Source organism: Granulicella pectinivorans (genome assembly GCF_900114625.1).
Taxonomy (GTDB): Bacteria; Acidobacteriota; Terriglobia; order Terriglobales; family Acidobacteriaceae; genus Edaphobacter; species Edaphobacter pectinivorans.
Genome location: NZ_FOZL01000001.1, coordinates 4288701 through 4313756 on the forward strand (window position 1 = coordinate 4288701; position 25056 = coordinate 4313756).

Sequence of the window (25056 nt, forward strand, 5' to 3'; positions counted from 1 at the left end):
CCCTGCCGGTAGCGGCAGCCCCCACTCACCCCTGCGTAATCTCCCGCACAAGCAGGTTTGCATGTTCGATCGTCTCAAGTTCAAGGCCAGTCTCCTCTCGCTTCCGGCCATCGCGCTCCTCGCTGCAACTTCGATTCCCAATGCGCAGGCTGCCGTGCAGAATCGAATTACGGCCTCCCTCGCGACGGAGAGCAATACCTCGCTCGAAGGAACCGTATCCCCCCGTGCGCGTCTGGCCGCCGATCTCGGAGCCGCCGACCCCAAACTCGCGCTCACCGGCATGACCCTCCGCTTCAACCTCACCGACGCCCAGCAGGCCGCGCTCACCGAGCTTCTTCTCGAGCAGCAGCAGCCCGCCTCCGCCAACTACCATAAGTGGCTCACCCCCGAGCAGTTCGCCGACCAGTTCGGCCTCTCCACAAGCGATATCGCCAAGGTCACTGCCTGGCTTTCGAGCCAGGGCTTCACCGTCACCGGCACCGCCCGTAGCCGCACCTTCGTCACCTTCTCCGGAACCGCCGCCCAGGTCGAGCAGGCCTTCGGCACCAGCATCCACAGCCTCTCGCTCGACGGCGAAAAGCACTTCGCCAATCTGTCCAACCCCGTTCTCCCAACCGCCCTCGCAGGCGTCGTCTCCGGCATCACCGGCCTGAACGACTTCAAGCTCGTCTCTCGCGTCAAGACCCGCACCGTAGCCGCCCCCGCGGCAGACGCCCTGCATCCGCAGTTCACCTCCAGCATCTCCGGCAACACCTTCGTCGCGCCCGGCGACTTCTACACCATCTACGACGTCAATCCCCTGCTCTCGAACAACGTCAACGGATCCGGCATCACCATCGCCGTCATGGGCCAGACCGACATCAGCCTCTCCGACGTCGCCGCCTTCCGCACCGCGTCTGGCCTCATCGCCAACGTTCCCACGGTGCAGCTCTATGGCACAGATCCCGGCACCAGCACCAACGACCTCACCGAGGCCCAGCTCGACGTCGAGTGGTCCGGTGCAGCCGCTCCCTCCGCCTCCATCCTCTATGTCAACTCCACCGACGTCATCGGCACATCGCTCACCCAGGCCATCGACCACAACCTCGCTCCCATCATGACCGTCAGCTACGGCAACTGCGAGTCGGCCTGGGGCACCGCAAGTCTGCAGTCCTACAACCTCCTCTTCCAGCAGGCCAACGCCCAGGGCATCACCATCATGGGCCCCGCCGGTGACTCAGGCGCCGCGGACTGCGATTACCAGGTCGCCAGCGCCACCCAGGGTCTCGCCGTCGACTTTCCGGCCAGCTCCCCCTACGTCACCGCCGTCGGTGGGACCATGTTCAATGAAGGCTCCGGCAGCTACTGGGCCGCCGCCAACAACAGCACCTACAACGGCAGTGAATCTGCTATCTCCTACATCCCCGAAGCCGTCTGGAACGAGAGCTCCAGCTCCGGTCTCGCAGCCGGCGGCGGAGGCATCAGCGCCTACTTCGCCAAGCCTTCCTGGCAGGTGACCGGACTCGCCAACGACTTCTCCCGCGATGTCCCCGACCTCGCGCTCGACGCCGCCGCCAGCCACGACGGCTACCTCATCTGCTCCGCTGGATCCTGCACCAACGGCTTCCGCAACGCGTCCAACAATCTCAACGTCGTCGGCGGCACCTCGGTCGCAACCCCCAACTTCGCCGGACTCATGGCCCTCGTCGTCCAGAAGACCGGCGGTCGCGTCGGCAATGCCAACCCGACCATCTACGCGCTGGCGAACAGCACCTACTACAACAGCGTCTTCCACGACGTCACCACCGGCACCAACGCCGTCCCCTGCACCGCCGGCTCCACCGGATGCCCCTCCGGCGGCACCATCGGCTACACCGCCAGCACCGGCTACGATCTCGCCACCGGATGGGGATCGGTCGACGCCTACAACATGGTCAACGACTGGAAGCTGGTCACCGCACTCGGCACCAGCGCCGGACAGACCCTCTCCACCACCACCGTCACCGCCTCCGCTCCCGGCGCAACCCAGGGCACGGCCATCACCATCACCGCCGCCGTCGCCAGCGGCGTCAGCACACCCACCACGACCCCCACCGGCACCGCGCAACTGCTCGTCGACGGCACCGCGAGCGGCTCGGCAGTAGCCCTCGTCTCCGGCTCCGCGTCCTTCTCGCTCACCACAACCAGCCTCGCTGCCGGTGTCCACACCATCGCCGTCGCCTACTCCGGTGACACCACCTACGCCAGCTCCAAAGGCTCCGTCTCGGTCGACATCACCTCAGCCTCATCCGCTGACTTCTCCCTCACCGGAGCGGCAAGCACCCTGACCATCAAGGCCGGCAGCTCTTCCACCGTCACCTACACCCTCAAGTCCCTGAACAACTTTGCCGGCTCCGTCACCATGTCGGCCACCGGGCCCAGCACACTCAACGCAAGCGGAGGCTTCTCCGTGTCGCCCGTCACGCTCACCGCCGGCAGCACCGGCACCACGGTCTTCACGCTGCAGGCCTACGTCTCCAACGCCACCTCCTCCACTGCAAACTTCAAGGTCGGTGCCAACCACACCACGACGCCACCCTGGGTCGTCGCAAGCGGCGGCATGGCGCTCGCCTCCATGCTGCTCATCATCGTCCCGGGCCGCAGACGCCGCAAGCTCAGCCGCACCGCCGGCATCTTCTGCGCGCTTCTGCTCTCCATCACCGCCATCGGCATATCGGGCTGCGGCGGATCCTCCGGCCTGTCGAGCGTCGCCGGCACCACCACCAACAGCACGCCCGGAACCTACGCGATCACCATCACGGCGACCTCCGGTTCCACCTCGCACGTGACCACCCTTACCCTCGTCGTGCAATAACAGCCAACCGCCGCCGCAACGCAGAAGAGGCTCCCACCCGGGAGCCTCTTCTGCTGCGTGCTGAAAGCGATTCAAAAGCAAGCGAGACCAGCATGCCTTTGCCTGTGCAGATCCGCCTTCCCTCTCATGGATCCGGGTTACGGCTACGAAATGACTTCCTTCTTACCCGCCTTCTTCGTCGCCACCTTCCCAGGCGTCTCCGCCACGGGTTCGCACGCCATCTCCGTAAAGTAATCCTGTGCCGAAAACGCGGCACCACTCTTCGGCGCGCGCACATAGTTCCCATCAGCCTGCAGCAGGCGTGCCTTCGTATTGTCCTTCAAGTAGGCTCCGAGAATCTCCTCCCGCAACCTCTTCCCTGCTTCCTCATCCGTCACCGGAAACAGCACCTCGCAGCGCTCATACAGATTCCGCGCCATCCAGTCCGCACTGCCGCAATACGTCTCATCCTCGCCACCATTCACAAACGAGAAGATGCGGCTATGCTCCAGATACCGGCCCACGATCGAACGCACCCGGATCGTCTCGCTCAGCCCCTTCAGCCCAGGCCGCAAGGAACACATCCCGCGAACAATCAGATCGATCTGCACCCCGGCCTGCGACGCAGCATACAACGCTTCCACGGTCTTGCGATCCAGCAGCGCATTCATCTTGGCGACGATTCCCGCCTTGCGCCCCGCCTTCGCATGCTCCGCCTCGCGCTGGATCAGCGCGATCACGTCACCGGCCATCGTCAGCGGAGCCACCAGCAGCGGCTCATAGTGCTCACCCTCCGCCTCCGCCGTCAGGTACCGAAACACCGACTGCACCGCCGAGGTAATCTCCGGACGCGACGTCAGAAAGCTGATGTCGGTATAGAACCGCGCCGTCACCGGGTTGTAGTTGCCCGTGCCCAGATGCGCGTAACGCCGCGTCTTCCCATCCGCGTCGCGCCGTACCAGCAGAGCCAGCTTGCAATGTGTCTTCAGCCCGAAGATGCCGTGAAACACGCCGACGCCCGCATCCTCCAGCTCCCTCGCCCAGCGGATATTCGAGGCCTCATCGAACCGCGCCATCAGCTCGATCACCACCGTCACATCCGTACTCTGCGCCGCTTCCGTCAACGCGCGAAACATCGGCGAATCCGCACTCGTGCGATACAGCGTCTGCTTGATCGACACCACCGACGGATCCTCAGCCGCGGCCTCGACAAAGCCTTCGACCGTCTCATAGCTATCGAACGGATGATGCAGCAGCACATCCTTCTGCCGCAGTTCATCGAACAGGTCGACCGACTTCCGCCCTAGCTTGTACTTCTTGCCCTTGAACACTGGATACTTCAACGCCGGCTTGTTCGTCTCGCCATACAGGTTCATCAACCGGGAGAGGTTGACCGGCCCATCCATCCGAAAGACCTGCCACGGATCGAGCTCGAAGTTCGTTCGCAACCGCTCGATAATCTCCGTCGGGGCCGTCGTCTCGATCTCCAGCCTGACCGCATCGCCCTTGCGCCGGTTATGCAGCTCCGCGCGCACGCTCTCCAACACCGAACGTGACTCCTCTTCCTGCATGTACAGATTGCTGTTCCGCGTCACGCGAAACGCCGACTTGCCGATCACCTCGTAGCCCCGGAACATCCGTTCCACCTGGCTCTCGATCAGCTCATGCAGCAGGATAAAATCCTGAGCGCCCTCCGCCACCTGCGGCAGAGCCACAAGCCTCGGCAGCGACCGCGGCACCGTCACCACACCCAGCAGCGTAGCCGCCGCCACCGCACCCTTGCGCTTATGCCTCAGCAGCAGAGCAAGGCAAAGCGCCTTGTTCAACACGCGCGGAAACGGATGCGAGGGATCGATCGTTACCGGCGTCAGCAACGGATCGACCTCGTTCTCATAGAACTCGACCGCATACGCCTGCTGATCGCCGTCCAGATCCCTCCACCGCAGCACGCGCACCTTCTCGGCATCGAGCGCAGGCAGCAACTGTTCATTCCAACACGTGTACTGCGCCTCCACAAACTCGTGCAGCATCGTCGCCACGTGGTCCAGGCGCTCGACAAGCGTCAGTCCGCCCTCATCCGGAGCCTGCTGCTCGTTATGCCCCTCTTCAATCCTCTGCAGCAGACTCGCCACACGGATCTCGACGAACTCATCCAGGTTCGACGCCGTAATCGCAAGGAACTTCACCCGCTCCAGCAGCGGATTCGTCGCGTCCTGCGCCTCCTCCAGCACTCTCAGGTTGAACCGCAGCCACGACTCATCGCGGCTGAAGAACAGGCTCTCCGCCAGCGCCTGCGGAGCAGTCTTGGCAGCTTTCTTCTTGGCAACGCGTCGCGCGGCGGTGGGCTTGGAAGTTGTATGTGTCGTCGTCATAAGGGCAAAGCGAGCCTAACGCACCAATGTTAATCTACCTTCACAAAGTCAGTTCCCACGTCTGAGCCACCAGATCGTGACCGAAGCTGCGATGCGGCTCTTCCGCAATCAAGCGAAACCCCGCTCTCTCATAGATGCGAATCGCCGCTCCAAGCATGCTCTGCGTCCAGAGAACGATCCTGCGATAGCCCGCAGCCCGCGCAAACGACACACACTCACCCACCAGCGCATGTCCCAGCCCAAGCCCACGAGCACTCTTCTCGATAAACAGAAGTCGCAGCTTAGCCGTACCTTCTTCGTCGGGATGCTTCACGAGAAACACATGCCCCACACTCTGCCCATTCACCTCAGCCATCCAGCAGCGCTCCCGCTCGGCATCGAAGTTGCGAATAAAGTCGGCAACGATCTGCGCCACCAGACCCTCGAAGTGCTCGTCCCACCCATACTCTTCGAAGTAGCCCAGGCCCTCGCGGTGGACCGCCCATCCCATATCGCCCACACGGTGCGACCGCAGCACGAACGGCTTCGTTGTTCCTTCGTTCTCCATGCCCCCATCATCCCATCCCAGGCGATCGCAGGCAAAGTGAAACGGGCTCCGGCAGAGACCGGAGCCCTCCTCGAACAACGAAGTGGCACATTCTTAGAAGTGGACAACATCCAGCAGAAACAGAATCAGGAGAATCGTCAAAATCAAGCTGAGTCCGCCGCCGCCATAGTAGCCCAAACCAGGACCCATGCGATAGCCACCGAAACCGAACACAAGGATAAGAACAATCAGAAGGATGAGCATTGGATCTCCAGGCGGTAACTACTCCGCAGTATCTAAATACCTGTGAGTCCCGCAAGCCTCAAACCGTTGCTTCGACCAGTAAAGATAACCCAATATCCATGCCGAAGCCGCAACACTCCATCGGCAATCACATGCCCGACCTTCGCATGCCCAGCGAAATTTCCAGACGCTATAGACTCCATCCCCTGCCCCGCAAGCCACATCCTCACTTCCTCACCGAACACGCATAGGGTCCATCCTTCGCATCTCCCGTTCCGACAAACTTCGCCTCCACCGGATACGGACACACCATCCTCGTCATCCCATTCCCGGTCGCCTTCAGACTCGAGGGAGGCTGTCCCAGTTCCACCCATCTCACCACCGCGGCCAATGGATCGATCCCCGAAGGCCCCGGCCCACCGCTGCAATGCTGCACCCCCGCCAGCAGAAAGAGCCTCGCTCCCTCATCCACCGAACGCCTCCGCCGCACGGCATCGAAGTACGCAATCGTCTCTTCAGGCGGCACAATCTGGTCCGCCCAACCGTGATACAGCACCAGCTTGTGCCCCTTCCCAAGAAACGTATCCAGGTTCGGGTCGGTCGCATTCAAAGTCGTCGCCAACTTAGACTGGACAACATCCACATCCTTGCCATAGTCAAAGCTCTTCCAGTTCCAATCCGCACCGAACACCCACTCAAAAAACGGAGCATACGGAGCCTTCCCCGCCGGAGGCTTCGGCCCCAGCGAACCCCACGCAAACTCACTCCCACGCTCCAGCCCCGGATACACCTGCCGCCCGTTGCGCGGATCCTTTGGCCCCGCATAGATCTTCTTCACCGCAGCCACCTGAGCCGCCGTCAAACATCTATCCCCATCCCCGTCCTGACAGGCCAGCAAACCCGGATCGAACCCGCACCGCCGAGGATCACCGATCAGCCCATCCTTCACCCCATCGTTCAGATCGCACGCCTTCACCACCGCGTCGTTCAATAGCTTCAGCTTCTCCGCCGGTAGGTAAGCCCCCGGAGCCTCCACCGCCGCGAAGTTCCAAAGGATGCTCTCATGCACCCCGGTCCGGTTATGCGCCGGAGCCCCGCCTACGATGCCGTCATAGTCATCCGGAAATCGCTGCGCCTCCATCAACGCCTGCTCCCCGCCCGTCGAGCAGCCCACAAAATAATCCTTCTTCTCCACCCGCCCATAGAACATCTTCACGACTTCCTTCGCGAAGACGGTCATCGCATGCGTCGACCTCCACCCCCAGTCCTTCCACCGCTCCGGACGCCCCACAAACACACCCGCATCCTTGCCCTCCGGCACACCCATCCCCATGTCCGTATTCGCAACCGCGTACCCCTCCTTCACCCCACTCACCAGCCCCCCATAGCTGATGCGCCCCGCCAGCCCGCCGTTCCCCGTCCCTTCAAACCGCTCGTTCCACCCCGTCAACGGCAGCCACACCTCCACGCGGATCGCCGAATCCCCGCTGGGATCGAGCGTAGCCGCCACCCGGCAGAACGCCGGCAGCCCATCGATCGCCTTCGCCCCCTCCGGCGTAAACGAGCCCGCATTCACGACCTCCGCGACCGTCACACCCTTCATCGTCTTGAGTTGCGCACAATCCTCCGCCACCGCAGGCAAGCTCAATCCAACCAGCATCACCGCCATCAACAGACGCATCCGCACCTCTCCAATCCGCGCTCCCACTATAACCATCCCTCTCTCCTTGACGATCTAGGAGAGACCAAGCATACTTCTCCTAGACCACCAAGGAGAGAGACCCCATGGCCAAACAGGCCGACCTCATGCAAGGCACCCTGGAGATGTTGATCCTCAAGTCCGTCTCCCTCGGACGACTCCATGGCTACGGCGTCCTCCTCCGCATCCAGCAGATCTCCGGCGAGCAGCTCGTCATCCAGCAGGGCTCCCTCTACCCCGCCCTCTACCGCCTGGAGCACGAAGGCGCCATCGCCAGCGAGTGGGGCGAAAGCGAGAACAACCGCCGCGCCAAGTACTACTCGCTCACCCCGCAGGGCCGCAAACAGCTCGCCGAAGAGACCGCCAAATGGAACCGCATGGCCGGCATCATTGCAACCATCCTGAAAATCAGCGCCCTCGAGGTGTAGCCATGATGCAGCGTCTGAAGTCCTTCCTCCGCTCCGTCACCCATCGCAGCCGGCTCGAAGCCGACATGGCCGACGAGATCCAGTTCCACCTCGAAGCCCGCGCCGCCGACCTCGAACGAGGCGGCCTCACCCACGCCGACGCCCTCCGCCGCGCCAGGGTCGAGTTCGGCCAGCCCGCCGCGCACATGGAGAACATGCGACACTCCCTCGGTCTCCGCTGGCTCGACGAGCTACTCGCCGACGTCCTCTACGGAGCCCGCATCCTGCGCAAGAGTCCCGGCTTCACCCTCATCGCCGTCCTCTCGCTCGGCCTCGCCATTGGCGCCAACACCACCATCTTCTCCGTCGCCAACGAGATGCTCTACGCGCGCCTCGGCGTACCGCACCCCGAGCAGCTTCGCCTCCTCACCGCCATCCTCGACAAGAAGAGCGTCGTCCACTCCAGTTGGGGCAGCTCCTATCCCACACCCGGTGGAGGCACGCGTCTGGACTCCTTTTCGTACCCGGTCTACGAAGCCATGCGACGCGACAACCATGGGCTCGAAGATCTCATCGCCTTCAAGGACATGGGCCGCGCCAACATCACCATCGGCAACAACGCCGTTGCCGTCCAGGTGGAACTTGTCTCCGGCAACTTCTACCAGCAGATGGACGTGCACCCGGCACTCGGACGCACCATTCTCCCCGCGGACGACGCCATCCCCGGCTCCGGAGCCGTCGCCATCATCTCCGACACCTTCTGGACCCGCGCCTTCAACCGTGATCCCAACGTCATCGGGAAGGTCGTCTCCGTCAACATGACGCCGGTCACCATCATCGGCGTCAACCCGGCCGGATTCACCGGTGCCAAAAGCGCGCAGTCCTCGCCCGAGATCTTCATGCCGCTCTCCATGATCTCGCTCCTCCACGCCGAGATCGGCGGCCACGGCTCCCTGCTCTCCAGCAAGACCCTGTGGTGGGTGCAGATCATGGGACGCCTCAAACCCGGCATCCCCGAAGACAAGGCCCAGGCCGCTCTGGCCACCGCGCTCAACGCCGCCGTCCGCGCCAACGTTACCCCCAAGGACGGGGAGACCATGCCCCGCCTCATCCTCGAAGACGGCAGCAAAGGCCTCAACTTCTCCGGACGAAACTACGCCCAGCCCATGAATGTCCTTCTCGGCATGGTCGGTTTCGTTCTCCTGCTGGCCTGCGCCAACATCGCGAACCTCATGCTGGCCCGCGCCTCCGCCCGCCAGCGTGAGATGGGCGTCCGCCTCGCCCTCGGAGCAGGCCGTTCCCGCATCCTCCGCCAGGTCCTCACCGAATCCCTCATGCTCTCCGCCCTCGGCGGCATCCTCGGGCTCTTCCTCGGCTACCTGGGCCGCACCGCCCTGCCCAGATTGATGCTCAGCGCTTGGGAGACCAACGACGTCAACGTCCCCTTCGACGCCCGCGTCTTCGCCTTCACCGCCGGCGTCACCCTCCTCACCGGACTCCTCTTTGGCCTCGCTCCCGCCTGGGGAGCCACCCGCGCCGAGATCGGCACAGCCCTGAAAGAGGGCGGCAAAACCTCCACCCGGCGTCGCAAAGGCTTCAGCGGCAAAGCCATCGTCGCCTTCCAGATCGCACTGTCGACGCTTCTCGTCAGCGGAGCCGCGCTCTTCGTCCGCACCCTCGTCAACCTCTACCGCGTCGACCCCGGCTTCAACACCTCGAACCTCGTCATCTTCGACCTGAATCCGCCCAGCACCCGCTACCCCGCACCCAAGGACGTAGCCCTCCACGCCCGCATCGAAGACGCCCTCCGCGCCGTGCCCGGCGTCCAGGGAGTCACCGTCACCGACATCCCCCTCATCGCCGACTCCAGGGAGATGTCCACCCTGTATCCCGAAGGCGTCGCCGAAATCCCCGGCAACGAAGACCAGTTCCATAGCTCCTCGCTCGCCAACGTCGGCCCGGACTTCTTCTCGGTCATGCAGATTCCCCTCATCACCGGCCGCACCTTCACCAGCGCCGATACCGCGAGCGCCGCCAAGGTCACCGTCATCAACCAGTCCCTGGCCCGCGAGTTCTTCCCCAACCAGAACCCCATCGGCAAGCGCTTCTCCAACGACGGCCCAAAGGAGAAGAATCGCACCTGGCTCACCATCGTCGGCATCTGCGCCGATACACGCTACAACGACCTCCGCACACCCCCCGCTCCAATCCACTTCGAGCTCTACCGGCAGGAGAGCGAGGTGGGCGGCGTAACCTATGTCCTTCGCACAGCCCTCAAGCCCGAAGCCATCGTGCCGTCCCTGCGCGACGCCGTCCGTAACATCGACCACGACCTGCCTCTCATCGACGTCCGCACCCAACAGCAGCAGATCGACGCCACCGTCCAGCAGCAGCGCCTCTTTGCCTCGCTCACCGCAGGCTTCGGAGTCCTCGCCCTGGCCCTCGCCTGCGTCGGCATCTACGGCATCATGGCCTACACCGTCTCCCAGCGCACCAACGAAATCGGCATCCGCCTCGCCCTCGGAGCCGAACGCGGTCAGGTGCGCGGCATGGTCCTGAAGGAAACCACATGGCTGGCCGGCATCGGCATCGCCGCCGGACTGGCCCTCGCCCTGGCCCTCGGTCGAGTCGTCAAAACCATGCTCTACGGCCTCCAGCCCGCCGACCCCATCTCCCTCGCCGGCTCAGCCTTGCTCCTCATCGCAGTCGCCATGGCCGCCGGATGGATCCCAGCCCTCCGCGCCTCGCGCGTAGAACCCATGGAAGCCCTCAGGCACGAGTAGCCACCAACCCGGGTGCCCCACAACCTGCCCTGAGCTTGTCGAACGGGTCTCGCCTTTGGAGATGTGGGGAAACTGCCACCATCACTCCTCACCCCGCGCCGCAGCCCGCTCCTTCGCCGCCATCCACCCCTCCAGAATCACCACCGCCGCCACCTGATCGATAATCCCCTTCCGGTCCGTCCCGTACCCGGCCTCATCCAGAATCTCGTGGGCCGCGGTCGTACTCAGCCGCTCATCCCAAAGCGTCACCGGACACTCCACCTTCGCCTGCAGCTCCCCAGCGAACTCCCTCACCTTCACCCCCCACGGCATCTCATCGCCGGAAAGATGCAGCGGATTCCCCACCACCACCTCCACCACCGCATGCTTCCTCACCAGCCGCGCCAGACTCCGCAGATCCTCCCCCCTCCCCTTCCGCCACACCGTCAGCAGCGGCTGCGCCGTAATCCCCAGCCCATCGGTCATCGCGACCCCAATCCGCACCTTGCCCACATCCAACGCCATCACCCGCCCAATTCCCATACGCCGAGTCTATCGCTGTTCGCGTCATGAAAAACGCGCGACCCAATACCATAAGCCCTGCATCGCTTCCCTCCCGCACGCGTCTAGAAAAGCATGGTTTCTCGCGCAAAACGTCTGCTCTCCTGCCTCGCCTTGATCACCTGCGCTGCCCAGGCCCAGCAGCCGCACCCTCTCCTCACCGGCTACTTTCCGCAATGGGGCCTCTATAACGACCCCCAGTACACCGTCAAAAATCTAGCCGAAAACGCCGGCCTCCTCGACCAGATCAACTACGCCCAGGGCTTCGTCACCGGCGGACACTGCTCCGTAGCCGACCCCAATGCCGACACCAACTACGCCTTCACCGCCGCCCAAAGCGTAGACGGCGTCGCCGATAGCCCCACCCAGCCCCTCCGCGGCAGCTTCAATCAGATGATCAAGCTCAAGCGCCGCCACCCTCATCTCAAACTCGTCCTCTCCCTCGAAGGCAAGGCGGCAGACTTCGCCTTCGACGCCCAGCCCGAAAACCGTGCCGCCTTCGTCGCCAGTTGCGTCCATCTCTGGATCAAAGGCACCATCACCCCCGAAATCTCCATCGGCACCCTCTTCGACGGCATCGACATCGACTGGGAGTTCCCCCACCCCGAAGACGCCGCCAACTACATCGAGCTCCTCAAAGAGTTCCGCCGCCAGATGGACGCCGTCCGCCCCGGCATGCTCCTGAACGTAGCCGTAGGCCCCAGCCCCCGCATGATGGGTGGCGCCGACATGGCCATCGTAGCCTCACTCGTCGACCAGATGGGCCTCATGACCTACGACTTCACCGGCCCCTGGGTCCAGCACACCGGCTTCGTCTCCGCCCTCTCCGGCGAAGTCGGCAGCGGAACCGTCACCCACACCGTCTCCGCCTATCGCGCCGCAGGTGTTCCCGCCGCGAAACTCCTCGTCGGCGTACCCTTCTACGGATACGGCTGGCGCCTCGTCCCCGAGGACAACAACGGCCTCTTCCAGGAGGGCGAACCCATCCACGGCGACCGCCCCTACCGGGAGATCGAGACCAAGATCCCCACCTCCAGGGTCTACCGCGATCCCAACTCGCAGGCCCCCTGGCTCTTCGACGGAGACGTCTTCTGGACCTACGAAGACCCCATCTCCGTCAGCGCCAAGGCACGTTACGCCGCCGAGCAGTCCCTGGGCGGCCTCATGATCTGGGAGCTGGGCGAAGACAACGCAACCGCCACCCTCCTGACCACCGCCCACAAAGCCCTCCACGAAGAGCCAACCCCCATCACCAACAAACAAGCCCAATAAAGCCACCACCGCACCCGGGTGCATTCGTTTAAGCCACCAATCCGCGTGCCACACAACCTGCCCTGAGCTTGTCGAACGGGTCTCGATTCTGAGATGTGGGTATGCAGCCTAAGCAATCCGACGCATCCCCACCACCACCTGCGCCGTCGTCACCATCTGCCCCACATGCCTCTGCGTATGCTCCGCGCAATGCACCATCAGACCACCCACCGTACTCGGCAACCCCGCCCGTCCCACCCCACGCACCTCCTCATATCCCTTCAATCCCATCACCCGCGAAGCCGCCGAGTCCAGCCCCACCCGAAACTCCTCCAGCACCTCCGCCACCGTAGCCCCGGCCGCAAGCTCCGACCGCAACGCCGCCATCTGCTCGTCCGAAAGCTGCCGCCCCTCCGCATACGTCAGCAACCGGTCCAGCGAACGCGCCATATGCCGCAGATGAAACGCCACCGAAGCCACCCCAAACGGACGCGCATTCACATCCTCATCCGTCAGCCCATAGCACCACTTCGCCGCATCCTCCCCGGCCAGCTCCAGCGCATGCAGCACCTGCCGCCGCACCGCATCCACCTCCGCAAACGTCCCCCGCAACCAGGGCTCCACGCCCTCTGATCCCTTATCCCTGTTTCCTGATCCCTGCACTTAAAGCCCCTTTCCCCGACGCCACTCCCGCACCACATCCCCTACATCCCGATGCTGCGCATCCACCGCATCGTTCATCCCCTGCATCTCCTCTGCGGTAGCCTTCCCGGCCAGACGGTCCATCGCCACCTGAATCCCCGGATGCGCCTTCAAAGAATCCTCCCGAAACAGCGGCACCGCCTCATACGGAGGAAAGTACCCCTTATCGTCCTCCAGCACCTTGAACCCCAGCGCCCGGATCGGCCCATCCGTCGAGTTCCCCGACACAATATCGACCTGCTTCTGCGCCAGCGCCCGATACAAAAGCCCCAGCTCCATCGTCCGGGGCCGCCCCGCGAACCTCAACCCATACGCCTTCTCCAACCCCGCCAGCCCATCCGGCCTCGACTCAAACTCATACCCCACCCCCAGCCGCAGCTCCGGCCGCCCCACCAGGTCCGAGATCTTCGTCCACCCAAACCGCCGCGCATCCTCCCCCCGCACCGCCATCGCAAACGTATCCTCAAACCCCAGGGGAGCCTCGACCTTCACCCCAAACCGCCGTTCATAGTCGTCCCGCACCCGCCCCAGCACCCCGCCCCGATCCTCCGCAGGAGGCAGGGGCTCCTTCAAGATCGCCGTCAGCGCCGTCCCGGTGTACTCCACATACCCATCGATCCGTCCACCCACCAGCGCCTGCTGACAGAGATAACTCCCCGCCAGATAGAACCGCCGCTCCACCCTCTCCCCAGTGACCGCTTCTATCTCCTGCGCCAGCATCTCCCCCAGCACCACCTGCTCAGTAAAGTTCTTCGCGCCAATCACCACCCGGCTCGACCGAGGCGGCCCACACCCCACCAGCAACAACACAAGCAGAGCCACCACCCCGGGTGCCCCACATCTCGCTTTTGAGATGTGGGTTCTCAAAGCGCCACCGCCGCCCAATCCAAATGCCAAACCTCGCTTGCCCCCAATCCCAGGCGCCAAAGGCGCGCGTCATCCCAGCCTGGGGCAACGCCCCAGGTGACCTGCGCGCCAGAGAACAAGGGCTGAGAGCTCGCCGCATCGCTCCTCATCGCCGCACCGCCATCCTCTTCTCAACCACCCCCAACCCAGCATCCGCCACCAGCGCCAGCATCGCCGCAGGAATCGCCCCAGCCAGCACCAACCCGTTGTCCACGCTTGCCACTCCCCGGAAGATCAACTCCCCCAACCCACCCGCCCCAATCGCCGCCGCAATGGTAGCCACCCCCACGCACGTCACCGTAGCCGTCCTTACTCCAGCCAGAATCACGCTGGCCGAAAGCGGAAGCTCCACCTTGAATAACCTCTGCATACTACTCATTCCAAGAGCATTGGAAACATCGATCAAAGCCGGATCGACAGACGCAATCCCCGCGTATGTATTGCGCAGAATCGGCAGAAGCGCATACCCCGTCAACGCCAGAATCGCCAGGCGAGCCGCATTCTCCCCAAGCCACGGCACCGGCAGCAGCAATCCAAACAGCGCCAGACTCGGAATCACCTGCACCACATTCGCAAACCCGATCACCGGCCCCGCCCACCGCGGATACCGTGCCAGAACGATCCCCAGGGGCAGCGCAATCCCTAAAGCAAAGATCATGGCAAACCCCGTAAGCCATAGATGCTCAAAGGTTAATCGGCCAATCGTCCACCCATTCGCCGCCAGAAACTGCCGCAGCCCGCTCAAGACGAAACCACCCGATGCACCGCCGCCACATACTCCCGAACCTGCGGCAAAGTCGACCGCAATACCTCATCCGCCGCCAGATCCGCTACCACCACCCCAGCCTCCAGAAACACCACCCGCTCCGCCAGATACAGCGCCTCATCCAAATCGTGCGTCACCAGAAGCACTGTCTTTTGAACAGCTTGCAGCAGCTTCTTTAACATCGTCTGCATCTCCGCCCGGGTCAGCGGATCCAGCGCCCCGAACGGCTCATCCATCAGCAAGACCGGAGCCCCCATCGCCAGCGCCCGGGCCAAACCCACCCTCTGCCTCTGCCCCCCGCTCAACTGCCATGGATACCGCCCGCCAAACTCCACCGCATCGATCCCCGCCAGCGCCAGCACCTCGCCCACCCGGGCAGCCATCTCGCCCTCACTCCGGCCGGCCAGCTCCATCGCAATCCCCACATTGCGCGCCACCGTCATATGCGGAAAAAGCCCCGACTCCTGGATCACATACCCGATCCCCCGCCGCAGCTCGATCAGCCCGTCGTCCTCCACCACCCGCCCCGAGACCAGCACCTCGCCCGCCGTCGGCCTCACCAGTCCATTCACCATCCGCAGCAGCGTCGTCTTGCCGCTCCCGCTTCGCCCCAGCAGAGCCGTCACCGTCCCCGGCTCCAGACGCAGCGAAATATCCCGCAGCAGCACAGCAGAAGAGGGCAGCGTGTAGCTCACCTTCGCGAACTCCACGCTGCCCTCACCCATCGTCCTGCTCCGTCTCTAAACTGCCGCTTCCGGCTCCGCTGCAGGTGCCTCCGCAGCCGCTGCTCCAGCCGCGCCAACACCCTCCGAACCAGGCTGTCCCTTCACGCGGACGACCGTGATCTTGTCAAAGCCTTCCTTGAAGGTTGGCGGCCTAAGCCGTTCCCCCATCTTCAACATCACCTCATCCGTCACGGCGCGATCGCGCTTCGAGTTCCGCTCCATACAGACCGCCAGAGGCACGTCGAAGAACACCGCGTGCACCTCGTACTGGAAGCTCTTCGCCATCTTGATCCACTGCCGCCGCTCATGCGGACTCAGGTTGGTGGCGTCGACATAGTTCCACGGCATCTTCGCGATCAACCGCGCCCGCAGCAAGCTGCGCAGCGTCGAAAACACCAGGCCCTGGTACCTCTGCTCGGTAATATCGTCGAACAGCAGCGTCCGCAGCAGATCGCTCGACAAAGGCGTAACGCCACGGCGCTTGTACCAGGTCGTCTTGCCGGAGCCCGGCAACCCGATCGCCAGCACCACATACCCGCGCGGTTCCTTGGCCGAGACCGCCGTCGGCTCAGCCGGCGGAATACCCAGACTCTCGGGCTGTGTCTCCACTTCAATCTTCTTCTCGGCGACCGGTTCCACTGCGACCGGCGCAGGGGGGGGTGGCGGGGGCGGAGCAGGTGCCGCTTCGGGCGCTTCCGCCTTCGGAGCGATCGGCTCCGGGTACGTAGGACGCAGCGGTGCTAGCTGGCCCTGGGGCAGTTCCTGCCCACTTTTTCCAGTGGACTCCGATTCATTGGGTCCACGTCTCGAACGTCGTCTCATCTTTGCCACGATCCATTGGCGCAAGTCGCGCATGCTCCGCTTGTAACACAGCCAACACCCACGAGCAAGGTGAAGGCCATAGATCAGAGAGCAGGAAACACGGAGCGAACCCTGTTCCTAACCTTCTTCGCTCATCCCCAATCTCGATTCCCTGCCTTATCCCTGGCCCCTGTTCCCTGATCCCTGTCCTCCCTTACAATCAAAGTGGATAGAAATTAGAGGAGCAACCCCTTCATGGCAGTCAAGGTTGGAATCAATGGCTTCGGCCGCATCGGACGCAACGTCTTCCGCACCGCCCTCGGCAATCCCGAGATTGAATTTGTCGCCGTCAACGACCTCACCACGCCCGCAACGCTGGCACACCTTCTGAAGTACGACTCGATCCTCGGCAACCTCAAGCAGGAGATCACCCACGGCGCCGACTTCATCGCCGTCGACGGCAAGCAGATCAAAGTCTTCGCAGAGCGCGATCCCGCCAAGCTGGACTGGGCCTCCGTCGGAGCCGAGATCGTCGTCGAGTCCACCGGCTTCTTCACCGACGCCACCAAGGCCTCCGCGCACCTCGGCACAACCGTCAAGAAGGTCATCATCTCCGCCCCGGCCACCAACGAGGACATCACCATCGTCCTCGGCGTCAACGACGACAAGTACGACGCCGCGAAGCACAACGTCATCTCCAACGCGTCCTGCACCACCAACTGCCTCGCGCCCGTCGTCAAGGTCCTCCACGACACCTTCGGCATCGCCTCCGGCATCATGACGACGATCCACTCCTACACCAACGACCAGGTCATCCTGGACACACCGCACAAGGATCTCCGCCGCGCCCGCGCTGCTGCCCTGTCCATGATTCCGTCCTCGACCGGTGCCGCCAAGGCCCTGAAGCTCGTCGTCCCCGCCATGGACGGCAAACTGGACGGCTTCGCCATCCGCGTCCCGACCCCCAACGTCTCGGTCGTCGACCTCACCTTCGTCTCCGAGAAGCCCATGACAATCAAGGGCATCAACGAGGCCCTCAAGACCGCCGCCGAAGGCCCCCTCAAGGGCATCCTCGGGTTCACCGACGAAGAGCTCGTCAGCTCCGATTTCAAGGGCAACCCCCTCTCCTCCATCGTCGACTCCAAGCTCACCAAGGTCGTCGGCGAGACCACCGGCAAGGTCATCAGTTGGTACGACAACGAGTGGGGCTACTCCAGCCGCGTCAAGGACCTCATCCTCTTCCTCGTGAAAAAGGGCCTCTAACGAAGAACAGTCGTGTCGTCCATAAGGCGAGCGAAGTCCGCCAGGTTCCAGGACGAGTGATGCAAAGCCGGTTTCGCAGATGGTTCTGCGAAACCGGCTTTGCATTTCGCCACCACATACGAAAACGGCCGCTTCGCCTATGTCCTCCAGAAGTAGCCCAGGATGATTTCGCTGGCGATCGCCGCGCACGCGCACCAGACCGGTGTGAACGCACACCGCTTCACCGCCATCACAATCGCAGACTCGCGCTAAGATAGATTCCTCCCCAGGAAGGAATCACCGGCCATCTATCTTCAGGTCACCTATTTCGTCCTGCTCGTCGAGGTTGTCTTCAGCACCCTCTGCCTTCTGCTCATTGCGGTGCAGAACCGCAGGCTCGAGGGCATGCGGTCGATGGTCACAGCCTTCCTCCTTCTGCTCACCTCGAACATCATGCTGGTCACCAACGGCCACCTGCCTGCCTTCTTTCCCTTCGTACTCGGCAACACCGTCCTGCTCATCGGCTTCGCGCTGCTGCATTTCAGCTTTCCGGAGGTCCGGGCCCGCGCACGCAGTCAGCGACGGCTCTCCATCGCACTCGCCGTCATCCTCTTTACCACTCACCTGTTCTTCACCTACGTCCATGCCTCGCACCTGGCGCGCGTCCTATTCTTCAGTGTCACGGTCGCCATCCAGAGCGGTGCCACGGCCATCATCCTGTTCCGCTTCGCCGACCGCGAGGTCCGCTACCCCACCCGCTGCACCGCGGCTATCTTCGGACTCATCAGCGCCATCCAGGCCTCGCGCCTCGTCTGGATCGCCATCTACCGGGTTGCACCCGACGAAGTTACCGGCTCCGCCATGCGCTGGATCGCACTCCTCGGCTACGCCGTACTCGCCGCGACCGTCCCCCTCCTCTACTTCTGGACCATGACCGTCCGCCTCCAGGGCCGCCTCGAGCAACTCGCCTTCACCGACCCTCTCACCGGCCTCCTCAATCGCCGCAGCATCGAGCAGGAGGGCAACATCGAACTCTCGCGCCTCGTCCGCAGCCCCACCGCGCTGCCGCTCTCCGTCATCCTGCTCGACCTCGACTCCTTCAAGCAACTCAACGATCGCTACGGCCACCCCGCCGGCGACCATGTCCTGCACACCCTCTCCAGCATCCTCTCCCCCTCGCTCCGCGGATTCGACCGCCTCGCCCGCATCGGCGGCGAGGAGTTCCTCGTCCTTCTGCCTCAGACCAACTTAGAGCAAGCCGTCGACATCGCCGAACGCCTCCGTATCCTGATCGAGACCGCAACCTTCCGCTTCGAACACAACGTCATCCCCGTCACCGCCAGCCTCGGAGTCGCCACTACCCCCACTACCCCCGAATCCTGGTCCAGCCTCATGAGCCGCGCCGATGCCAACCTCTACCTCGCCAAGCGCCTCGGTCGCAACCGTGTCGCCGTGTAGCTCCCCATCCGCATCCAACCAGCATGAGCACACGAACGAACATTCCCGGCACCAGCCCCTACGAACCCATCATCGGATTCTCCCGCGCCGTTCGCATCGGCCGGCACGTCCACGTCTCCGGCACCGGCCCCGTCGGATGTGACGACGCCGACGACGCCGCCCAGGCCGACCAGTGCCTCACTCTGATCGCCACCGCGCTCAAGGAAGCCGGAAGCTCCATCGAGCACGTCTACCGCACCCGCATCTACCTCACCGCTGCCGCCGACTGGGAGTCTGTAGCCCGCGTCCACGGCAAGTTCTTCTCCATCGTTCGCCCCGCCGCCACCATGGTCGTCGTAGCCAGCCTCCTCGACCCACGCTGGTGCGTCGAGATCGAAGCCGACGCCTACATCCCTGAATAGTCGAAACTCACAGGCCTCGGGTATCCTCGTAGACACATGCCAAAGCTCAGCATTCGCGACATCGACCTCGAACACAAGCGCGTCCTCATCCGGGTAGACTTCAACGTCCCCCTCAAGGACGGAGTCATCCTCGACGACACCCGCATCGTCGAGACCCTGCCCACCATCGAGTACGCCCTGCGCCACAAGGCAAAGGTCATTCTCTGTTCGCATCTCGGCCGTCCCAAGGGCAAGCGCGTCGACTCGATGAGCCTCCGGCCCATCGTCGCCCATCTCCGCAGCCTCCTCGACCACCTCCTCGACGAAGGCGAAAACGTAGCCTTCTCGCCCGACTGCATCGGCGAGGTCGCCAGCGAGATGAGCCTCAAACTCGAATCCGGCCAGACCCTTCTGCTCGAAAACCTCCGCTTCCACCCCGGCGAGGAGTCCAACGACCCCATCTTCGCCAAAAAGCTCGCCGCCCTCTGCGACATCTACGTCAACGACGCCTTCGGCAGCGCGCACCGCGCCCACGCCTCCACCGAAGGCATCACGCACTTCGTCAAGCAATCCGCCGCCGGCCTCCTGCTCAAGAAGGAGATGACCTTCCTCGGCAAGGTTCTCGCCCAGCCCGACAAGCCCTTCGTCGCCATCATCGGCGGCTCCAAGGTCTCCGACAAGATCGAGATCATCAACGCCCTCCTCGACAAGGCCGACACCATCCTCATCGGCGGCGCCATGGCCTACACCTTCCTCAATGCCCAGGGCCAGGCTACCGGTAAATCCCTCGCCGAGCCCGACAAGCAGGATGTAGCCCGCGCCGCCCTCGCCAAAGCCGAGGCCAAAGGCGTCAAGTTCCTCCTGCCCGTCGATCACGTCCTCGCCGACAAGTTCGACCCACGCGCCAAGACCCAGGTCTTCTCCGGCACCGGCGACTTCCCCGCCGACCTCATGGCCCTCGACATCGGCCCCGACACCGTCGAGCTCTTCTCCCTCGAGATCGCCCGCGCCCAGACCATCCTCTGGAACGGCCCCATGGGTGTCTTCGAACTCGCCCCCTTCGCCCACGGCACCAACGCCATCGCCGAGGCCGTCGCCGCCAACCGCGACGCCATCACCATCGTGGGCGGCGGAGACTCCGTCTCGGCCATCCACAAGTCCGGCCTCGCCAGCTTCATCACCCACATCTCCACCGGCGGAGGAGCCTCCCTCGAATTTCTCGAAGGCAAAGTCCTCCCCGGCATCCAGGCCCTCACAGACAAGTAGCATGGAAATAGCTTCCACAAGGGGAGCGCATCTTCGCGCTCCCCTTTTGAATCGAAACGGTTAGAGTTTCTAAATAGCACTTGCCTTCCGCGCACCGCACGCCGTACCCTCCAGATTCACTCCAACCCTCAGGAACCAAGGAGTCCATGCGCAAGCCACTCATCGCCGCCAACTGGAAGATGTACAAGACACCCAACGAGTCGCTCGCCTTCCTGAAAGAGTTTCTTCCCCTGGTCGAGAACCACGAGCGCGACAACATCGCCATCTTCCCCACCATGTCGTCGCTCGCCTATTGCATCGACGCCTGCAAAGGCTCGCGCGTCGACGTCGGTGCCCAAACGATGCACTGGCTGAACGAAGGCCCCTACACCGGCCAGACCTCACCCACCATGCTCGCCTCCATCGGCTGCGATCATATCCTCCTCGGCCACTCCGAGCGCCGCATCTACGCCAACGAGACCGACGACATGGTCAACTGGAAGCTCAAGGCCGCGCTCGCCCATGGCCTCGTCCCCATCGTCTGCGTGGGAGAATCCCTCGAAAAGCGCCAGTCCGGCCTCACCGAAGCCGTACTCCGCTGGCAGATCGCCTGCGCCCTCAACAGCATCCGCGCCGAAGTCCCCTCCACCATCACCATCGCCTACGAGCCCGTATGGGCCATCGGCACTGGAAGCACCGCCACCCCACGCCAGATCGCCGAAGCCCATCGCATCATCCGGCGCGAGGTAGCCTTCCGTCTCGGCCAGCACTGCGCCGACGAGACCCGCATCATCTACGGAGGATCGGTCAAACCCGACAACATCTCGCAGATCATGGCCGAACCGGAGATCGACGGATGCCTCGTCGGCGGAGCCTCCCTCGACCCCAAAAGCTTCTCCGACATCATCCACTACCAGGACCTCTAAGCCGTTCTGGGGGAGCAATCTCGTCGCCAAAACCATCGCGTGCGATTATCGCCAGGAAACCTTAAGGGTTTGCGCGATAATCGATGTATCGCCATACCAATTTTCGTTGCCCGTCTTTAACCATCAAATCTCCACAAAATCCATGCGTTTCACCACGTTTTTGCGGTCAAAAAGTCTCTGGTGAAACATTGGGATTTTTCAATCGACAACCCACAAGTCCTTTAGAAGACCACGATTACGGCAACACGCTAGCACTGCCCTAAAAGAGTGCAAAACAGACCACTTTGACGGACCAGAGGTCCTACCTCTCGGCACGTCGCAAGACCTTCCCCCACGAACATGAGAGGCTGCTATGCGCTGGCTTGCTCCATCAGCGGTTCCGCAAAAACGGCACGGTTGCGACCCGTCCGCTTCGCCCGGTACAGAGCCTGATCCGACGTCCGGCGGAGCTTCTCAATCTCCACGCCGTCGTCCGGATACAGCGACACGCCAATACTGATCGAGAGCTGCAGCTCGTATCCCGTGATCGCGATCGGCTTCTCAAACAGCTTCAACAGCTCCTGGCAGACCTTGCTCGCGCCCTCCCGCGACTTCAGTCCGCCGATCACAATCGTGAACTCCTCGCCACCCGTGCGCGCAATCGTATCCACCTGCCTCACACGGCTTCGCAGACGGTCCGCCACCACCCGCAGACACTCATCCCCGGCCTGATGCCCATAGGTGTCGTTCACCCGCTTGAAGTGGTCGATATCGACCGTCAGGAACGCACCCATGCTGTTCTCACGGATACAGCGCGTCAGCCACTGGCCGATCCTGTCCTCAAGCATCACGCGATTCGGCAACCCCGTCAGTGCATCGTAGTGGGCCTGCCGCACCAGCTCCCGGTGCAGCGTCTCGCGTTCCGTAATGTCTACGGCCAGAACGAAGCGAGCCTCCTTCCCCTGGAAGCGAATCCCATTGCCGGTCACGTCGACGTCGAACGATCGGCCATCCGCACGCCGGTGCCGCACAACATGGTTCAACGACGATATCCCCACATCGCCATCGAGCGCTGCGTCCAGATCCCCCCGCAGGTCTTCGACCGACATCCTCAGGAAGGTGTCGCGCGGATACCCATACGCCACCACCGCAGCATCGTTCACCGCCAGAAACCGCCTCGTCGCCACGTCGTAGATCCACATGGGATGCGGGTTGCTGTCGAACAGCAGACGGTACTCCTGATAGAGCATGACGTGCCGTCGATTCAGCTCCGCGAACTCCGCATTCACCTTCGTAAACAGCTTCAGGATCATGCCGAAGGCAACCAGGAACTTCGGAACCGTCCAGATCGAATAGATGGCCGCCATACCGGCCGCAGGCATGAACTGTGGCTGCGCCAGCAGGTAGCAGGCCCCCCACAGGAAGAATCCGATCGAACCGATCGACCGTCCGCCCTTGCGTTTCATCGTGCTGAATAGCAATCCCGACACGATAAAGATATGACCGAGCGCGACCTGCATCATCGCGTCCGCATGGCCGGTCACGATCACGAAGATCATCCACGCGCAAAACACCGGGCACAGCGCGAGCATCAGCCAAAGCAGCCAGCCCCGGCGATCCTTGACCGAGACCCAGCTCATCACCGCGGAGATGAGCTCTCCCACGACGACCAGTGCGATCAGCACCCCGTGGCCATGGGCTTCGGTCGCGATTAATTCCATCCCCAGGCAAACCGGCACCGCGATCAGAAGCCCCTGCAGCAGGGAAATCCTTCCCTTGCGCTGCTTGGCGACAAACGAAAAAACAAAGGCCAGGCCGCCGCACGCCAGCAAGGACAGGCGCACAGCCTCCTGCTCAATCTGTGCGCGTGCGCCATGCAGATTGAACTCCCACACCAGAATGCTCGTCAGCACAAGGACCCAGCCCCATACCCAGAAGCGAAAATATGCTTCGGGTCGCCGCCTCTGCTGTACTCCGAAGAACACAACAATCAGCGTCAGTAAAACGAAATCGACAAGAGGTCCACGCATTCAAAGCTTCCTTCACCGCGACCGGGCGAGAGACACCGGATCTCTGCACACCACCCGCTTCCTCATCCGTCGTTCGATCGTTCAGAACGCGCGGAAGCGTCATTTCGCGTGGACAATAGTGTATTCCCCAAAGGCATATGAAATTCGTAAGTCTTTGCATGAGAATGAGTGCTCCTGGGGCAATGGGCCTACATGCCCCAGGAGAAAGAGTGCTCCGGCCGCACCGAAGCGGCCATGCCGGGCGTAACGGGCAGCGTCGGCATAAAGAACTGCTCCAACCGCGGAATGCGGACGAACAACAACATCCCCAACACCAGGACCGTCGCCACAAACGACGCCATCAGAAGCGGTTCGCGATACAGCTTCTCCGGATGCTGCACCGAACTGTCCTTCTTGAACGAAAGCCTGAAGTAAATCGCCATCGTCAGCGCCACCAGCGGAAAGCCGAGGATCAGCTCCAGCCGGTAGCGGACCGCGAACGCCCCAAAGAAGAGCATCGCAGCCGACGCATAGAACATCACCGAAACCAGCAGCGATTCCCCCGTGTAGTAACGGAACGAGGCCCGGTACGACCCCGCAACCGACCGGAGACCGATCTCCGAAAGCTCCGAGAATCGCTTCAGCCCCATGAAGTAGCAGCCGATCATCCAGTAGGAAAAAAGAAGCGAGACCGGCGGCACAATCAACGTCGTCACCGCGTACCAGCCCAGCAGCATGCGCAGAGGATTGTTCACCGACTCCGTCAAGACATCCAGATACGGAACATCCTTCGTTCTCACCGGGGGAAAGTTATACACGCATCCCATCACCCAGAGCGTCAGCGCCGTCAGCGCGAACATCCCGCCCAGAAACGCATACCCCAGCCCCACACCAACGAACATCATCACCAGCCACTGCACGTACGCCGCGCCGGTGTGAACCACGCCGCGCGCCGCCGGCCGCATGCATTTGGTGGGATGCAGACGGTCGAACGGCGCGTCCAGCACCTCGTTGATCACATAGTTGCTGCAGGCCACCAGCGTGATCGAAACGGCGGCGATTCCCAACTTCACCAACAGCTCGCCCGTTAAAAGAGCAGGCGCGACACTCAGCGGAACGACAATTCCAGGCAGCACAAACAGATTCTTGATCGAGTGGTCCAGTCGTGCGATCTGGACATGGGCGCGAAGCCTTTCCACCCAGAAAGGGCGCTCCCATTCGATCGATCCAGCCATTCTGGGCTACTCCCGTTGAGGATGAAACCGTTGTCAATGCTCCACCAAA

Annotated in this window: 21 protein-coding genes; 9 read left to right on the top strand and 12 right to left on the bottom strand. The window is 62.9% G+C overall.

The annotated features are described in order from the left end of the window. The first annotated feature begins 61 nt into the window (after positions 1-61). Entirely contained in the window at positions 62-2833 is a 2772-nt protein-coding gene (locus tag BM400_RS22860) for a protease pro-enzyme activation domain-containing protein (protein WP_089841077.1), read from the top strand. 143 nt (positions 2834-2976) lie between these two features. Here BM400_RS22860 and ppk1 read toward each other — a convergent pair whose 3' ends face one another. The 4 genes from ppk1 to BM400_RS17255 form a co-directional block, all read right to left on the bottom strand. Beyond that, on the bottom strand, positions 2977-5184 hold the full coding sequence (gene ppk1, locus BM400_RS17240; RefSeq protein ID WP_089841080.1) for a polyphosphate kinase 1: 2208 nt from the start codon (positions 5182-5184) through the stop codon (positions 2977-2979). Between the two features lie 40 nt (positions 5185-5224). Further along, complete coding sequence (locus BM400_RS17245; protein WP_089841082.1) at positions 5225-5731, bottom strand: GNAT family N-acetyltransferase; 507 nt, start codon at positions 5729-5731, stop codon at positions 5225-5227. A gap of 93 nt (positions 5732-5824) precedes the next feature. Next, entirely contained in the window at positions 5825-5974 is a 150-nt protein-coding gene (locus tag BM400_RS17250; protein WP_089841086.1) for a DUF3309 family protein, read from the bottom strand. Between the two features lie 205 nt (positions 5975-6179). Beyond that, on the bottom strand, positions 6180-7670 hold the full coding sequence (locus tag BM400_RS17255) for a tannase/feruloyl esterase family alpha/beta hydrolase (RefSeq protein WP_089841089.1): 1491 nt from the start codon (positions 7668-7670) through the stop codon (positions 6180-6182). Positions 7671-7738: 68 nt separating this feature from the next. Between BM400_RS17255 and BM400_RS17260 the strand changes: the two genes are divergently transcribed. After that, the gene (locus BM400_RS17260; RefSeq protein ID WP_089842086.1) at positions 7739-8080 is read left to right on the top strand and encodes a PadR family transcriptional regulator; all 342 of its coding nucleotides are present in this window, start codon (positions 7739-7741) and stop codon (positions 8078-8080) included. 2 nt (positions 8081-8082) lie between these two features. Continuing rightward, positions 8083-10842, top strand: coding sequence for an ABC transporter permease (locus BM400_RS17265; protein WP_245781938.1), 2760 nt, complete (start codon positions 8083-8085; stop codon positions 10840-10842). Between the two features lie 81 nt (positions 10843-10923). On the opposite strand, the gene ruvX is transcribed toward BM400_RS17265, so the two are convergent. Then, complete coding sequence (gene ruvX / locus BM400_RS17270) at positions 10924-11364, bottom strand: Holliday junction resolvase RuvX (protein ID WP_089841093.1); 441 nt, start codon at positions 11362-11364, stop codon at positions 10924-10926. 93 nt (positions 11365-11457) lie between these two features. On the opposite strand from ruvX, the gene BM400_RS17275 reads away from it, so the two are divergent. Continuing rightward, on the top strand, positions 11458-12654 hold the full coding sequence (locus BM400_RS17275; protein WP_089841095.1) for a glycoside hydrolase family 18 protein: 1197 nt from the start codon (positions 11458-11460) through the stop codon (positions 12652-12654). Positions 12655-12762: 108 nt separating this feature from the next. Here BM400_RS17275 and BM400_RS17280 read toward each other — a convergent pair whose 3' ends face one another. From BM400_RS17280 to BM400_RS17300, 5 genes are all read right to left on the bottom strand, one after another. After that, positions 12763-13257, bottom strand: coding sequence for a DinB family protein (locus tag BM400_RS17280; protein WP_245781939.1), 495 nt, complete (start codon positions 13255-13257; stop codon positions 12763-12765). Between the two features lie 39 nt (positions 13258-13296). Further along, positions 13297-14160: a glycine betaine ABC transporter substrate-binding protein gene (locus BM400_RS17285; protein WP_245781940.1), complete on the bottom strand. Its 864-nt coding sequence runs from the start codon at positions 14158-14160 to the stop codon at positions 13297-13299. A 187-nt stretch (positions 14161-14347) separates the two neighbouring features. Then, complete coding sequence (locus tag BM400_RS17290) at positions 14348-14899, bottom strand: ABC transporter permease (protein ID WP_425432396.1); 552 nt, start codon at positions 14897-14899, stop codon at positions 14348-14350. Positions 14900-14982: 83 nt separating this feature from the next. After that, positions 14983-15732, bottom strand: coding sequence for an ATP-binding cassette domain-containing protein (locus tag BM400_RS17295; RefSeq protein ID WP_089841099.1), 750 nt, complete (start codon positions 15730-15732; stop codon positions 14983-14985). A 15-nt stretch (positions 15733-15747) separates the two neighbouring features. Next, a complete protein-coding gene (locus BM400_RS17300; protein WP_089842094.1) occupies positions 15748-16554 on the bottom strand; it encodes an ATP-binding protein in 807 nt (268 codons plus the stop codon). A gap of 234 nt (positions 16555-16788) precedes the next feature. On the opposite strand from BM400_RS17300, the gene gap reads away from it, so the two are divergent. The 5 genes from gap to tpiA all read left to right on the top strand — a co-directional run bounded on the left by gap (position 16789) and on the right by tpiA (position 21784). After that, positions 16789-17796, top strand: a complete 1008-nt coding sequence (gene gap / locus BM400_RS17305) for a type I glyceraldehyde-3-phosphate dehydrogenase (protein WP_089841101.1) — start codon at positions 16789-16791, stop codon at positions 17794-17796. Positions 17797-18156: 360 nt separating this feature from the next. Then, positions 18157-19233, top strand: coding sequence for a GGDEF domain-containing protein (locus BM400_RS17310; RefSeq protein ID WP_175529090.1), 1077 nt, complete (start codon positions 18157-18159; stop codon positions 19231-19233). 23 nt (positions 19234-19256) lie between these two features. Continuing rightward, positions 19257-19634, top strand: coding sequence for a Rid family hydrolase (locus BM400_RS17315; RefSeq protein ID WP_089841106.1), 378 nt, complete (start codon positions 19257-19259; stop codon positions 19632-19634). Between the two features lie 36 nt (positions 19635-19670). Then, a complete protein-coding gene (locus tag BM400_RS17320) occupies positions 19671-20879 on the top strand; it encodes a phosphoglycerate kinase (protein WP_089841107.1) in 1209 nt (402 codons plus the stop codon). Between the two features lie 146 nt (positions 20880-21025). Next, positions 21026-21784: a triose-phosphate isomerase gene (tpiA, locus tag BM400_RS17325; protein WP_089841110.1), complete on the top strand. Its 759-nt coding sequence runs from the start codon at positions 21026-21028 to the stop codon at positions 21782-21784. Between the two features lie 350 nt (positions 21785-22134). On the opposite strand, the gene BM400_RS17330 is transcribed toward tpiA, so the two are convergent. Further along, positions 22135-23793 carry a sensor domain-containing diguanylate cyclase gene (locus tag BM400_RS17330; protein ID WP_089841112.1) on the bottom strand — a complete coding sequence of 553 codons (1659 nt, stop codon included), beginning with the start codon at positions 23791-23793 and terminating at the stop codon, positions 22135-22137. 188 nt (positions 23794-23981) lie between these two features. Continuing rightward, entirely contained in the window at positions 23982-25007 is a 1026-nt protein-coding gene (locus BM400_RS17335; RefSeq protein WP_089841114.1) for a UbiA family prenyltransferase, read from the bottom strand. Positions 25008-25056: the final 49 nt, after the last annotated feature.

Coding starts and splice junctions, on each gene's coding strand:
- BM400_RS17315 (WP_089841106.1), top strand. CDS start 19,257: ATGAGCACACGAACGAACATTCCCGGCACCAGCCCCTACGAACCCATC.
- gap (WP_089841101.1), top strand. CDS start 16,789: ATGGCAGTCAAGGTTGGAATCAATGGCTTCGGCCGCATCGGACGCAAC.
- BM400_RS17250 (WP_089841086.1), bottom strand. CDS start 5,974: ATGCTCATCCTTCTGATTGTTCTTATCCTTGTGTTCGGTTTCGGTGGC.
- BM400_RS17265 (WP_245781938.1), top strand. CDS start 8,083: ATGATGCAGCGTCTGAAGTCCTTCCTCCGCTCCGTCACCCATCGCAGC.
- tpiA (WP_089841110.1), top strand. CDS start 21,026: ATGCGCAAGCCACTCATCGCCGCCAACTGGAAGATGTACAAGACACCC.
- BM400_RS17255 (WP_089841089.1), bottom strand. CDS start 7,670: ATGGTTATAGTGGGAGCGCGGATTGGAGAGGTGCGGATGCGTCTGTTG.
- BM400_RS17260 (WP_089842086.1), top strand. CDS start 7,739: ATGGCCAAACAGGCCGACCTCATGCAAGGCACCCTGGAGATGTTGATC.
- ruvX (WP_089841093.1), bottom strand. CDS start 11,364: ATGGGAATTGGGCGGGTGATGGCGTTGGATGTGGGCAAGGTGCGGATT.
- BM400_RS17320 (WP_089841107.1), top strand. CDS start 19,671: ATGCCAAAGCTCAGCATTCGCGACATCGACCTCGAACACAAGCGCGTC.
- BM400_RS17245 (WP_089841082.1), bottom strand. CDS start 5,731: ATGGAGAACGAAGGAACAACGAAGCCGTTCGTGCTGCGGTCGCACCGT.
- BM400_RS17300 (WP_089842094.1), bottom strand. CDS start 16,554: ATGAGACGACGTTCGAGACGTGGACCCAATGAATCGGAGTCCACTGGA.
- BM400_RS17295 (WP_089841099.1), bottom strand. CDS start 15,732: ATGGGTGAGGGCAGCGTGGAGTTCGCGAAGGTGAGCTACACGCTGCCC.
- BM400_RS17335 (WP_089841114.1), bottom strand. CDS start 25,007: ATGGCTGGATCGATCGAATGGGAGCGCCCTTTCTGGGTGGAAAGGCTT.
- BM400_RS22860 (WP_089841077.1), top strand. CDS start 62: ATGTTCGATCGTCTCAAGTTCAAGGCCAGTCTCCTCTCGCTTCCGGCC.
- BM400_RS17330 (WP_089841112.1), bottom strand. CDS start 23,793: ATGCGTGGACCTCTTGTCGATTTCGTTTTACTGACGCTGATTGTTGTG.
- BM400_RS17275 (WP_089841095.1), top strand. CDS start 11,458: ATGGTTTCTCGCGCAAAACGTCTGCTCTCCTGCCTCGCCTTGATCACC.
- ppk1 (WP_089841080.1), bottom strand. CDS start 5,184: ATGACGACGACACATACAACTTCCAAGCCCACCGCCGCGCGACGCGTT.
- BM400_RS17290 (WP_425432396.1), bottom strand. CDS start 14,899: ATGATCTTTGCTTTAGGGATTGCGCTGCCCCTGGGGATCGTTCTGGCA.